Source organism: Amycolatopsis sp. NPDC054798 (genome assembly GCF_053611505.1).
The window spans coordinates 1-11,373 of the sequence record NZ_JBSHAM010000164.1; the positions used below are offsets into that span (position 1 = coordinate 1).

The 11,373-nt window shown below is 69.6% G+C and carries 15 protein-coding genes; 11 read left to right on the plus strand and 4 right to left on the minus strand.

What is annotated here, in order from left to right:
- Positions 1–198: 198 nt before the first annotated feature.
- The 8 genes from ACWGIC_RS43180 to ACWGIC_RS43215 all read left to right on the plus strand — a co-directional run bounded on the left by ACWGIC_RS43180 (position 199) and on the right by ACWGIC_RS43215 (position 5,973).
- The gene (locus tag ACWGIC_RS43180) at positions 199–990 is read left to right on the plus strand and encodes an MBL fold metallo-hydrolase (protein ID WP_452081744.1); all 792 of its coding nucleotides are present in this window, start codon (positions 199–201) and stop codon (positions 988–990) included.
- On the plus strand, positions 987–1,574 hold the full coding sequence (locus ACWGIC_RS43185) for a DedA family protein (protein ID WP_452081745.1): 588 nt from the start codon (positions 987–989) through the stop codon (positions 1,572–1,574). Before ACWGIC_RS43180 ends, ACWGIC_RS43185 begins: the two co-directional genes overlap by 4 nt.
- Complete coding sequence (locus ACWGIC_RS43190) at positions 1,571–3,691, plus strand: phage holin family protein (protein ID WP_452081746.1); 2,121 nt, start codon at positions 1,571–1,573, stop codon at positions 3,689–3,691. The genes ACWGIC_RS43185 and ACWGIC_RS43190 overlap by 4 nt, the downstream gene beginning before the upstream one ends.
- On the plus strand, positions 3,688–3,927 hold the full coding sequence (locus ACWGIC_RS43195; RefSeq protein ID WP_101435567.1) for a glutaredoxin family protein: 240 nt from the start codon (positions 3,688–3,690) through the stop codon (positions 3,925–3,927). Before ACWGIC_RS43190 ends, ACWGIC_RS43195 begins: the two co-directional genes overlap by 4 nt.
- Positions 3,924–4,145: a putative acetyltransferase gene (locus ACWGIC_RS43200; RefSeq protein ID WP_452081747.1), complete on the plus strand. Its 222-nt coding sequence runs from the start codon at positions 3,924–3,926 to the stop codon at positions 4,143–4,145. The genes ACWGIC_RS43195 and ACWGIC_RS43200 overlap by 4 nt, the downstream gene beginning before the upstream one ends.
- A 79-nt stretch (positions 4,146–4,224) precedes the next feature.
- Entirely contained in the window at positions 4,225–4,728 is a 504-nt protein-coding gene (locus ACWGIC_RS43205) for a MarR family winged helix-turn-helix transcriptional regulator (protein WP_452081748.1), read from the plus strand.
- On the plus strand, positions 4,725–5,210 hold the full coding sequence (locus ACWGIC_RS43210; RefSeq protein WP_452081749.1) for a hypothetical protein: 486 nt from the start codon (positions 4,725–4,727) through the stop codon (positions 5,208–5,210). The genes ACWGIC_RS43205 and ACWGIC_RS43210 overlap by 4 nt, the downstream gene beginning before the upstream one ends.
- A 10-nt stretch (positions 5,211–5,220) precedes the next feature.
- Positions 5,221–5,973, plus strand: a complete 753-nt coding sequence (locus tag ACWGIC_RS43215) for a methyltransferase domain-containing protein (protein ID WP_452081750.1) — start codon at positions 5,221–5,223, stop codon at positions 5,971–5,973.
- On the opposite strand, the gene ACWGIC_RS43220 is transcribed toward ACWGIC_RS43215, so the two are convergent.
- From ACWGIC_RS43220 to ACWGIC_RS43235, 4 genes are all read right to left on the minus strand, one after another.
- Positions 5,939–6,739 carry a TetR/AcrR family transcriptional regulator gene (locus tag ACWGIC_RS43220; protein WP_452081751.1) on the minus strand — a complete coding sequence of 267 codons (801 nt, stop codon included), beginning with the start codon at positions 6,737–6,739 and terminating at the stop codon, positions 5,939–5,941. The two genes, ACWGIC_RS43215 and ACWGIC_RS43220, sit on opposite strands and share 35 nt — an antisense overlap.
- A gap of 49 nt (positions 6,740–6,788) precedes the next feature.
- A complete protein-coding gene (locus ACWGIC_RS43225; RefSeq protein ID WP_344269044.1) occupies positions 6,789–6,983 on the minus strand; it encodes a ferredoxin in 195 nt (64 codons plus the stop codon).
- A 13-nt stretch (positions 6,984–6,996) separates the two neighbouring features.
- Positions 6,997–8,205, minus strand: coding sequence for a cytochrome P450 (locus ACWGIC_RS43230; protein ID WP_452081752.1), 1,209 nt, complete (start codon positions 8,203–8,205; stop codon positions 6,997–6,999).
- A gap of 154 nt (positions 8,206–8,359) precedes the next feature.
- Positions 8,360–8,977 carry a TetR/AcrR family transcriptional regulator gene (locus ACWGIC_RS43235; protein WP_452081753.1) on the minus strand — a complete coding sequence of 206 codons (618 nt, stop codon included), beginning with the start codon at positions 8,975–8,977 and terminating at the stop codon, positions 8,360–8,362.
- 125 nt (positions 8,978–9,102) lie between these two features.
- Between ACWGIC_RS43235 and ACWGIC_RS43240 the strand changes: the two genes are divergently transcribed.
- From ACWGIC_RS43240 to ACWGIC_RS43250, 3 genes are all read left to right on the plus strand, one after another.
- Positions 9,103–9,711: a YbaB/EbfC family nucleoid-associated protein gene (locus ACWGIC_RS43240; protein ID WP_452081754.1), complete on the plus strand. Its 609-nt coding sequence runs from the start codon at positions 9,103–9,105 to the stop codon at positions 9,709–9,711.
- A gap of 145 nt (positions 9,712–9,856) precedes the next feature.
- Positions 9,857–10,417 (plus strand): snapalysin family zinc-dependent metalloprotease, encoded by a 561-nt coding sequence (locus ACWGIC_RS43245; protein ID WP_452081755.1) that lies wholly within the window; start codon positions 9,857–9,859, stop codon positions 10,415–10,417.
- Between the two features lie 180 nt (positions 10,418–10,597).
- Complete coding sequence (locus ACWGIC_RS43250; RefSeq protein WP_452081756.1) at positions 10,598–11,284, plus strand: alpha/beta fold hydrolase; 687 nt, start codon at positions 10,598–10,600, stop codon at positions 11,282–11,284.
- Positions 11,285–11,373: the final 89 nt, after the last annotated feature.

The following is an 11,373-nucleotide window of genomic DNA, read 5'->3' on the forward strand; positions in this document are numbered from 1 at the left end:
TTGATGTACACGGCATCTTTCCCGCCTTGACAAGCACCCCCGAACCGTCAGCACAATCAGCTTCGGGGTGCCCCCACACCCACCCAAAGCAATGTCGCCGCCAGGCGACGAGCCACCCCCAACACCCCCATCGCCCGCAAGGGTGCGCCCCACCACTCCACCGAGCATCTCCCCCGACATCCAGCAATACTCGAACCCGTGACCAGCCCGAACCTCCACTTCCTAGGCCACGCGTCCACCCGCGTGGAACTAGCCGGCCAGGTCGCCCTCACCGACCCAGTCCTCACCCGCTGGGTAGGCCCCCTGACCCGGGTAGTCCCCAAACCCGACCTCACCGCCTGGTCCGCGGTGGACGTCGTCCTCATCTCCCACCTCCACGGCGACCACCTCCATCTCCCCTCCCTCAAACTCCTCGGCAAAACCACCAGAATCGTCGTCCCCCGAGGTGCCGGCTCCTGGCTGTCCCGCCACGGCTTCACCGCCGTAGAAGAAATCTCCCCCGGCGAAACGATCACCAGCGGAGACCTAAGCATCACCGCCACCGAAGCAGCCCACTCCGGCCACCGCTGGGGCCCCCGCCTCACCCACGGCCCGCAAAGCCCCGCCCTAGGCCACCTCCTCGAGGGCGACAACCAGCGGATCTACTCCGCAGGCGACACCGACCTCTTCCCCGGCATGGCCGACCTAGGCCCGGTAGACGTAGCCCTCCTCCCAGTCTGGGGCTGGGGCCCCAACCTGGGCCCAGGCCACCTCACCCCGGAGCGAGCCGCCGAAGCCGCCGCCCTCCTCCAGGCCCGCGCCGCGGTCCCGGTTCACTGGGGCACCCTCGCCGTCCCCGGCATCCACCGCACCGCACGCATGCGCCAGCTCCTCGTGGAACCCCCGCGCACCTTCGCGCACCACGTCCGCTGCAAGGGCCTGGACACCGAGGTCCTGCACACCCGCCCGGGCTCCGACGTCCTGCTCCCCGCCCGCAGGGAGCGCGGGTGAATTGGACAGACCCGTCAGCGATCGGCTACCCGGCGCTGTTCGGCGGAGTACTGCTCGGCTCCGTGATCCCGATCGTCCCGACCGGCGCGCTGGTGGGCGCCGCCGCCGCAGTCGCGATGACCACCGACCACCTCTCCCTCCCGCTGGTGATCCTGCTGGCCGTCGCGGGCGCGTACCTGGGCGACGTGATCACCTTCGCCGTCCCGAGATTCGGCAGTGAACATCTGCTGCGCTTCGTCGAACGACGACAGCAGGCCGAACGCCTGGCGAAAGGCCGCGAGCAGTTCGCCAGACGCGGCTGGCAACTGGTGGTGATCGGCCGTCTTGTGCCCGCCGGACGTATTCCGGTGCTGCTCGCCGCAGGCACGCTCGGCTATCCCTGGCGCAAGTTCCTGCCGTCCGGCCTGCTGGCCTGTGTGCTGTGGGCGGTGGCGTACTCGCTGCTGGGCATCCTCAGCGGCGGCATCTTCGACTCGCCGCTCGTCGCGACTCTGCTCGCGACCGTACTGGTGCTGCTGGTGAGCGTGCTGACCACGCTGATCTCCAAACGCCGGGCGGCCAATCAGACGGGAGGACACCGATGACGACCCCTGCTCCGGCGAAGGGCCGGTTGTTGCGCGGCGGCCGGGTCGTCGCGCGGGTCCTGCTGGTCTGGGTGGCGGTGACCGGCGCGCTGCGGCTGCTCGACGCGTGGCTCGACGGGTTCACCATGCAGTCGTGGTGGCAGCCGACGGTGTGCGCGCTGATCCTCGGGCTGCTCGTCTCCGTGGTGTGGCCGCTCGTGGTGCGGGTGGCGTGGCCGATCGCGTACTTCACCCTTGGTGTCGGCACGTACATCCTGCTCAGCGCCGCTGCCTTGGCGATCCTGCAAGCCGTTCCCGGTGTTGAGCTGCACGGCTTCTCGACGGCGGTCGTCATCACCGTCGCGATGTCCGCGGTGGGCGCGGTGATCTCCAGCATCCTGGCCGTCGACGAGGACGAGATCTTCTTCCGCCGTGCCGCCCGCCGTCGGCGAAAGGCGAGTCACCGCACCGATTTAGCCGACCAGCCGCCCGGCGTGGTCTTCCTGCAGATCGACGGGCTCGGTTACGACACCGTCCGCCGCGCCGTGCGTGACGGCGACATGCCGACCTTCGCCAAATGGCTGTCCGAGGGCACGCATTCGCTCACCCGCTGGCACACCGACTGGAGTTCGCAGACCGGCGCGAGCGTCTGCGGGATCCTGCACGGTTCGAACCACGACATCCTCGGTTTCCGCTGGTACGAAAAGGACCGCGACCACGTCATGGCGTGCGCGCATCCGTCCGACGCGGCCGAGATCGAGCGGCGGCACAGCGACGGGCGCGGGCTGCTGTCGATCGGCGGCGCGAGCCACGGCAACCTCTTCTCCGGCGACGCCCCGCACGTCAGCCTGACCATGAGTTCGGTGCCGGTCCTCACCCCGCGCAAACGTCGGCGGGGCCAGGTCGGCGCTGGATACCGCGCTTACTTCGCCAACCCGATCAACGCGTTGCGGACCTTCGGGGTCGCGCTCGCCGACGTCGTCCGCGAACTGTCCGCGGCGGCCAAGCAGCGACGTGCCGGAGTGCTGCCGCGGATTCCGCGCGGCGGGATCTATCCGCTCGCCCGGCCGGGCACGACGGTGATCGCGCGCGACGTCGTGGTGTCCGCGATCATCGGCGACATGCTCGCCGGACGGCCGGTGGTGTACGCGGATTTCCTCGGCTACGACGAGGTCGCGCACCACTCCGGCATCGAACGGTTCGACACTCTGGAGGTGCTGCGGTCGATCGACCAGCAGTTCGCGCGGCTGTTGCGGGCCGGTCGGCTCTCGCCGCGGAAGTACCACCTCGTCGGGCTCTCTGACCACGGGCAAACCCAAGGCCAGGCGTTCGTCGACCGGTTCGGCGAGACCATCGAAGCGCTCGTGGGACGGCTCTGCGGCGGCGAACCTGTTGCTGAGCAAGGAAAGCGCCGGCAGGCGGAGAGCTGGCAGGTCAACGCGGCACTCGCCGAGGCGACCGCGGGCGGCGGCCTGATCGCGCGCCGGCTGCGGGCGCGGGTCGAAGGCGCGGAAGGAGCCGAGAACCGGCCGCGCACCGCGACTGGCTCTCCGGGGCAGGTCACGCGGGTGGCACCGGGGGTGGTCGCGGTGGTGTCCGGACATTTGGCGATGGTGTCGTTCACCGAACACGAGGGCCGGGTCGAGCTGGAGACGATCGAACGCGAGTACCCGGATCTGCTGCCGACGCTGGTCGACCACGACGGCGTCGGGTTCATTCTGGTCCGCAGCCGCGAATTCGGTCCGGTGGTGCTGGGCCGCGACGGATTGAAGCGGCTGGCCACCGGCGTCGTGATCGGCGAAGACCCGCTGGCCGGCTACGGTCCGTACGCCGCCGAACTGGTCCAGCGCGTCGACAGCTTCCCGCATTGCGCGGACCTCATGATCAACAGCCGGTACGACGCGGACTCCGACCAGTCCTCGCCGTTCGAGCGGCACGTCGGCTCGCACGGCGGGCTCGGCGGGCCACAGCAGCGCGGTTTCCTGCTGTATCCGCGAGAATTCCCAGCACCCGGCGAACCCGTCGGTGCGGAAGCCGTGCACCGCGTGTTCCGCGACTGGCTCAGCTTCCTCGGCCACCCGGAACCCGGTGCGGCCGAAGGCAAACCCGCTGTCGTCCCCTCGGAGGTAGTGTCATGAGCAACCCGATCGTCTACGGCGCGAGCTGGTGCCCGGACGTCAAACGCAGCCGTGCGCTGCTCGACGCGAAAGGCGTCGAGTACGACTACGTGGACGTCGAGGCCGATCCCGCCGCCGAAGCCCGCGTGCGCGAACTGCAGGACGGTGCCCGCCGCATCCCGACCATCGTCTTCGCGGACGGCAGCCACCTCGTGGAACCGAGCGACGACGAGCTGAACGCGCACCTGTCGCGGTGACCCCGCTGACGGAACTTCCGCTGGGCACGCGAGTGGTCGTGCGGTACCGGATCGAGGGCGGATTCACCGACGCACTCGGCCCCTTGCGTGCCCGCGACGAAGACACCTGCACCGTCGAGACCAAACGCGGCCTGGTCGTCGTCCCGCTGGCCGCGGTGGTCGCCGCCAAACCCGTGCCGCCACCGCCCCAGCGGAAATCGGCCCCGCCGAACCTCTGACGGCCACTGGTCCGTTCAAGGCCGGAGTCTTTCGCGAAATCAACCGGACAGCTTCCTCGCGCTCTGCTAAAGTCGTTTCGTGTCGCAACGAAATGACTCTGCGAAGCTGGCCAGGGCGGTCATGGAACTCATCGACCGGGGCCACCGCCAGATCTCCCGGCGGCTGGATCTCACCCGGATCCAGGTGCTGGCGACCGTCGCCGCCCGGGAACCCGTCCGGCCCAGCGAGATCGCCGCCGAACTCGGCCTCACCGCGTCGGCGACCAGCCGCCACCTCACCGCGCTGGAACGAGCGGAGCAGGTCGTCGTCGAGCCCGATCCCGACGATTCCCGCACGTTCCTCGTCCGGCAGACCGAGCAGGGCCGCGCGGAGATCGCCACCACGATCGAGGCCGGAGCCGCCGTCTTCGCCGAGGTCATCGCCGACTGGCCGGACAAGGACGTGACCACCGCCCTGGAGCTGGTCACCCGGCTCAATCAGGCGTGGGCACAACGCGGCGGCACGACCGCGAACCCGCCCGGAACCGGTCCTCGCTGGCGTCGAGCCCGGCACGTGCCGGGAAACGGCGAGGAGGAGCGATGAGCGGGCAGCCGCCAGTGGCAACACCCGTCCAGTGGGCCCGGGTGCTGCTGGCCTTCGTGGCGATCAGTCATCTGGTGACACCCGTGCTGATGTGGGCGGGCCGGGACGCCGTGCGCACGCAGATCACGTCCCAGCACCCCGAATTCGGGGCCGCCGAGGTCGACAGGTCCGTCGAGGTCGCCGTGGTTTCCGGGGCGGTGTTCCACGGCGTCCTGCTGGCGCTGTGCGCATTTCTGGCCTGGAAGTTGGCTACCGCGCGACCGTGGACCCGCCGTCTCACGACGGTCTCCCAGCTGCTGTCCGTGGTGTTCAGCGCGGTCTCGTGGTCGTCCTCGCCGATGTTTCACGCGATCATCCCGATCGTCGGTGCCGTGCAACTCCTCATCGTCGCGCTGCTGTGGACGCCCGCTTCGGCGCGCGAGTTCTTCGCCGGGCAAGGGCAGCAGCGGAAATCGAGTGGCCGCCCCGGCGTGAATTTGTGACGATCAAGGAATGCGCACCTTCGACGAACTGGTGGACGAGGCGGCGTCGGTGTCCGTGGCCGGCTGGGACTTCTCCTGGCTCGACGGCCGGGCCAGCGAGCAGCGCCCGTCCTGGGGCTATCAGCGGCTGCTCGGGGAACGGCTGCGGGACGTCCAGTCCGTTGTGGACATCCAGACCGGCGGCGGCGAGGTACTGGCAGGCGTGCCGGTCTTGCCGCCGCTGACGGTCGCCACCGAATCGTGGCCACCGAACGTCGAGAAGGCCGCCGCGCTGCTCGAACCGCGTGGCGCGACGGTTGTCGCGGACACCGACGAACCGCCGCTTCCGTTTCAGGACAACGCGTTTGAAATGGTCGTCAGCCGCCATCCGGTCACTGTCTGGTGGGACGAGATCGCGCGGGTGCTCCAGCCTGGCGGCAGTTATCTCTCGCAGCAGGTCGGGCCGTGGAGTGTGTTCGAGCTGGTCGAGTACTTCCTCGGGCCGCAGCCGCCGGAGGTTCGCAACGGCAGGCATCCGGACCGCGCGAAGGCCGGGGCGGAGAAGGCCGGGCTTGAGGTGGTGGATCTGCGGTTCGAGGAACTGCGCACGGAGTTCCACGACATCGGCGCGGTGATTTACTTCCTGCGCAAGGTGATCTGGATGGTGCCGGGGTTCGCTGTGGACGAATATCTGCCGCGGTTGCGTGAGCTGCACGAGGAGCTGCAGAAGGGGCCGTTCGTGGCGACGACTACTCGGTATCTGATCGAGGCGCGCAAGCGATAGCCGCCTCGATGCCGTCCGCCAACACCGCCACGCCAGCGTCAAAGCTCAGCCGCGCTTCATGCTCCAAATAGGACACCCCAGTGGGGGGCGGCGGTGAACTCTCCTCGCCCAGCCGCGCGACATTCGGGTACCGCTCGGCCAGGTCCGGGGCAAGCTCGCCGAGCGCCGACGTCCGTGCCCGCCACCAGTCCTCATCGGACAGTCCGGTTTCCTTCAGCGCCAGCCGCGATTCGGCGGCGATCTGCACCGCGCCGCGCACGACGTTGAGCAGCGCGCCCACCAGCCGGCGCACCTGACCCGCGGGCAGGCCGGTCGCGAACAGCACCCGCAGCACCGTCTCCTGCATCCGGAACTCGCCAGGACCCAAAACCGGCCGCGCGTAGGAAACCTGCAACAGCCACGGGTGGCGCAGATGGAATTCCCAGAGGTCACCGGCCAACTCGAGCAAAGCGGGCCGCCAGCCGCCGGACAGGTCGTGGTCGTCGCGGAGATCGCCGAACACCCGATCGCACATCAAGTCGATCAGCTCGGTCTTGTTCGGTACGTACGTGTACAGCGCCATCGCCGTGCGCCCGAGCCGTTCCCCGACCGCGCGCATCGACAACGCCGACATGCCTTCGGCGTCCGCGAGCCCGATCGCCGTGTCGACGATGAGGTCCACGCTCAGCGCGGGTTTCGGCCCCGGCGCGCTGCGCGGTTCCGCGCCCGCGCGCCACAGCAGCTCCATCGAACGGCGGGCGTCGCCCTGCCCCGCGAACACGACCACCGGCGACCCCTTTCCCCTTACAGGATAAAGGACCGCCGGGGCCGCTGGCTCAGCCGTCCACCTCGATCGCGAGCGCCGGGCAGAGCTGTGCCGCCTCCTTAGCCTGCGCGTGCAGCTCCGCGGGCGGGTTTTCCTGCAGCAGCACGACGATCCCGTCTTCGTCGCGCTGGTCGAACACCTCGGGCGCGACAAGCACGCACTGCCCGGCCCCGACGCACCGGGACTGGTCGACGACCACCTTCATTTCGCGACTCCTTTCACCAGGTCACCGGGAGTTCGTGCACCCCGTAGACGACCATGTCGTGCTTGAACTTCAGCTCGTCCACCGGCTTCGCGAGCTTGAGCGTCGGGATCCGCCGGTAGAGCGTCCGGTACACCACCTGCAGTTCGACCCGCGCGAGCGGCTGGCCGAGGCACTGGTGCACGCCGTAGCCGAACGCGACGTGGTGGCGCGCCTTGCGGGTGACGTCGAGCTTGTCCGGCTCGGGGAACTGCGTCTCGTCGCGGTTGGCGATGTCCGTGGCCGCGACCAGGCCCTCGCCCTCGCGCACAGTCTGCCCGCCGATCTCCAGGTCTTCGAGTGCGACGCGGCGGCGTCCGGAATGGACGATCGTCAGGTACCGCAGCAGCTCCTCGACCGCGTTGGCCAGCAAGGCGTCGTCGCCGTCGCGGACCGCGGCGAGCTGGTCCGGGTTCTCCAGCAACGCGACCGTGCCGAGCGCGATCATGTTCGCCGTGGTCTCGTGCCCGGCCACGAGCAGCAGCTGCCCCATCGTGGCCGCTTCCTCGACGGTCATCGCGCCGGTGGCGACCGATCCGGTCGCGAGCCTGCTGAACACGTCGTCGGCCGGGTCGTCGATCTTCTTCTCGACCAGCCGCGCGAGGTAGTCGAGCAGTTCCTCGGCCGCGGCGAGCGACTCCTCCGCGGTCGCCTCCCGCGAGACCAGGATCTTGCTGCAGCGGTGGAAGAAATCGCGGTCGGCGTACGGCACGCCGAGCAGTTCGCAGATCACCAGCGACGGCACCGGCAGCGCGAACGCCTGCACGAGGTCGGCGGGTTTCGGGCCGGCCAGCAGGTCGTCGAGCAACTCGTCGACGATCTGCTGGATCCGCGGCCGCATCCGCTGAACCTTCTTCACCATGAAATCGCCGGTGAGCAGCCGTCGTTGCGCGGCGTGCTCCGGATCGTCCATGCCGATGAACGATTTGAACCGGCTGCGCCGCGCCTTGAGCCCTGGCGTCTGCGCCGGGTAGCCGGCGCGGTCGGGATCAGCGCTCACCCGGGGGTCGGTGAGCAGCGCGCGGACGTCTTCGTAGCGGGTGAACAGCCACGGTTCGCTGCCGTCCCAGATCCGGACCCGAGACACCGGCTCGTCGTGCAGCCTGCGGTCGAGTTCGGGCGGCGGATCGAACGGGCAGCGCCCGCGGGACATCGGGAACTGCTCTACGGGCCGAGCCTCCGGCATCACAGCCTCCTGGCGGAGAAGTCACCAAACGATCGTTCGGATACTTACCGAACACATGTTAGGCGGTTTGGTGAACAATTGCCCAGACCGGGGTCCAAAGATCACCGGGATGGCCGTGGACGAGCGGCCGAAACCGGGCGAAAACGCCCGTGGCTCAAGCGAAAATGAGGTCCAGGAGTTCGTCGGCGAAGCTCACCACGGCGTCCTCGCTCGGCTGTTTTCCGGAGGAATGGAACAGCGCGACGCGACCGTGCGCGCCGACGAACGCGATCACCCCGGCCCGGTCGGCGGGCACCCGGAGCGCGATCCCGGATTCGGCGCAGCGGGCGAACGCGGCGGTGATCTGGTCGATCAGGTCGATCGTCGGACCGTGCGGCCGGACATCCGGCGAGGTACGGCTGGCTCCGTTGGCGGTCATCAGCCGGTAGTGGCCGGGGTTGTCCATCGCGAACCGGCAGTACGCGTGCAGCAGCGCGCGCACCCGGGCAGGCGAATCGTCGGCGGGGACGCGGGATTCGGCCGCCTCCATCGCGACGCGCAGCCGGCCGAACTCGTGCTCGGCGAGTCCGGTGACGAGCGCGGCGCGGTCGCTGAAGTGCTGGTAGATGCTGGCCGGGGCGATGCCGACGGCACGGGCGACGCCGCGGATGGTGAGCGCGTCCTCGCCGTCGAGTTCCGACAGGAGCCTGCTGGCCGCGGCGAGGATGTCCCCGCGCAGCCGTTCGCCCTCGCCCCAGCGGTTGCGCGTGCGGGCCTGGACTTCTTCGGACACCTGCCCATTGTTACCGCTCGCGCTGCCCGGTTCCGCTCCGGCCCGCCGCGGATGTCGGTCGTTTTGTCGCCCGTCAGCCATCCGAGGTTCACCGGCTGGGCGGGGACGGCCGATAGCGTTCTCCGGTGGACGATCAGGGGTGGCTGGACGACTTCCAGCGGCGGATTGACGACATGCAGGCGAAAAGCCTTGCCCTGCAGGAGACCTTGAGCACCGCGGAGGGCCGCGCCCGCTCCGGCGACGGGCTGGTGACGGTTTCGGTAGCCCCGAACGGCGCGCTCAAGAACCTGGAGATCGACGACCGGGCCCTGCGGCACGGCGGCGCCCGGCTCACCGCCTCGATCATGGACGCCTACGGGAAAGCGCAGCGCCAGGTGTCGCGCGACGTCATCGACGCGTTCGAGCCGATCGCCGGCGACAGCGAGATGATGAACGTGGTCAAGTCGTACCTGCCGGAGCCCGAGGAAGCGCAGGAGCCGGAACCCCCGGCCGAGCCGCCGCGGCCCGAACCGCCCGCCCGATACCCGGGGCCCCCGCCGGGCAGCGCCACTCCGCGGGGCAGCGCGGCGTACGGACGCCCGATGCCGCCGCCGGGCGGGGCCACCCACAGCCGTCCGCCGATGCCGCCTCCCGGCACCACCCCGCCGCCCCCGGCCGAACCGCCCCGGCCGACGTCCGGCCCGCACCGCCGCCGCGCAGCGGGCGAGGACGACGACGAGATGCAGCCGTGGTGACCGCGGTGTCAACCCGTCATTAGTGTTGGGAAATCACCATTTACCGGACCGTACGAAAGTGGGGTCACATTCCGGGAGCTTCTGCCTACTTTGAGTAGAGCGCGCGCAAACCCGGCAAACTCCCCAACTCCCCCAGGAGCTTTCTATGTCTAGGAAGTTCATGCTGTCCGGTGCGATCGCGCTCGCTGTGGCCGCTGCGCCGCTCGCGGGCGGCGTAGCGGTCGCTGCCCCGGCACCAGCGACCACCGCGGCCGCCACGGTCTACTACTCGACGTCAGGCGCGCCGTCGTTCCGGGCCGCGATCAACGCGGGCGCGGCGAACTGGAACCGGGCGGTGACCAACGTCAAGCTGGTCGAGCGCTCGTCCGGAGCCTCGCTGCGGTACGTCGAGGGCAACGACCCGCGCGGTTCGTACGCGCAGACCGACGGACACGGCTACGGCACCATCTTCATCGACTACACCCAGGCCCGGCAGTACGACAACACGCGGATCACCGCGCACGAGACCGGTCACGCGCTCGGCCTGCCGGACCACTACTCGGGCCCGTGCTCCGAGCTGATGTCGGGCGGCGGCCCCGGCCCGTCCTGCCACAACGCCAACCCGAACGCCCAGGAAGCCTCCCGCGTGCAGCGGTTGTGGGCGAACGGGCTCAGCGCGGTCTCCGGTCCGCAGCAGCGGATCTACGACCACTCGCCGGTCGGCTGAAACAGATGAACGAGCGGCGGCCGGGTGCCTCCCGGCCGCCGTTTCTCTGTCCGGGCTCCCGTGTCGGATAGCGCCGTTCGGGCCCGGGTTGGTGCCGGAATGCTCCGTATCCCGCTGAGCCAGGGAACGTCCGCGGACCGCCGGTGGTTGGCTTGACTTCAAGACGAAGGGGAGGCATTCATGGCGGAAATCGTTCTCGTACACGGCGCCTGGGCCGACGGATCGGTGTGGCTGGACGTGCTCGCGGCGCTGCATCGGCAGGGGCATCGGGCCCGCGCGGTGCACCTGCCGATGACGTCGCTCGCCGACGACGTCGCTGAGGTCCGGCGGGAGATCGCCGCCTTCGACGGCCCGGTCGCGCTGGCCGCCCATTCATACGGCGGAGCGGTGATTTCCGGTGTGGCGAAAGACAACCCGCAGGTCAACGCCCTGGCTTACTTCGCGGCGTATGTCCCGGACGAGGGCGAGACCGTGCCCTCGCTGAACGACCGCTTCCCGGAAGCCCCTGGCTCTGCCGCCATGGTTTTCCAGGAGGACGGCTGGTCGTCTCTCGACCCGACTCGCTTCCATTACGCTCTCGCCGCCGACGTGGCTCCTGAGCGGGCCGCCGCGCTGGTTGCGGCGCAACGACGCGCCCGCGCCGAGTGCTTCGTCGCACCCGCGGGCCCTGGGGCCTGGCGCGATCTGCCGACCGCTTATGCGGTGTCCACAGAGGACCGAATTCTCAACCCGGACCTGCAGCGCTGGTTTGCCGAGCGGGCCGGATCGGACTGTGTCGAGTTGGCTGCCAGTCACTATTCACTGCTCTCCCAGCCGGAGGCGGTGGCCACGGTGATCGACAAGGTGGCGACGGTGACGCGCAGCTAGTAGCGGCTACTCGGTGCGGTGGTCCGTGAGGGCCTCCCTGAGGGGAACAGATTGCCGCAGGGCGGGCCTCAGGGGCCGCAGAACCGACC

What these genes read in the sequence shown, in the direction of transcription:
- ACWGIC_RS43190 (WP_452081746.1), top strand. Translation starts at nt 1,571, where the DNA reads ATGACGACCCCTGCTCCGGCGAAGGGCCGGTTGTTGCGCGGCGGCCGG.
- ACWGIC_RS43195 (WP_101435567.1), top strand. Translation starts at nt 3,688, where the DNA reads ATGAGCAACCCGATCGTCTACGGCGCGAGCTGGTGCCCGGACGTCAAA.
- ACWGIC_RS43210 (WP_452081749.1), top strand. Translation starts at nt 4,725, where the DNA reads ATGAGCGGGCAGCCGCCAGTGGCAACACCCGTCCAGTGGGCCCGGGTG.
- ACWGIC_RS43215 (WP_452081750.1), top strand. Translation starts at nt 5,221, where the DNA reads ATGCGCACCTTCGACGAACTGGTGGACGAGGCGGCGTCGGTGTCCGTG.
- ACWGIC_RS43225 (WP_344269044.1), bottom strand. Translation starts at nt 6,983, where the DNA reads ATGAAGGTGGTCGTCGACCAGTCCCGGTGCGTCGGGGCCGGGCAGTGC.
- ACWGIC_RS43230 (WP_452081752.1), bottom strand. Translation starts at nt 8,205, where the DNA reads ATGCCGGAGGCTCGGCCCGTAGAGCAGTTCCCGATGTCCCGCGGGCGC.
- ACWGIC_RS43245 (WP_452081755.1), top strand. Translation starts at nt 9,857, where the DNA reads ATGTCTAGGAAGTTCATGCTGTCCGGTGCGATCGCGCTCGCTGTGGCC.
- ACWGIC_RS43250 (WP_452081756.1), top strand. Translation starts at nt 10,598, where the DNA reads ATGGCGGAAATCGTTCTCGTACACGGCGCCTGGGCCGACGGATCGGTG.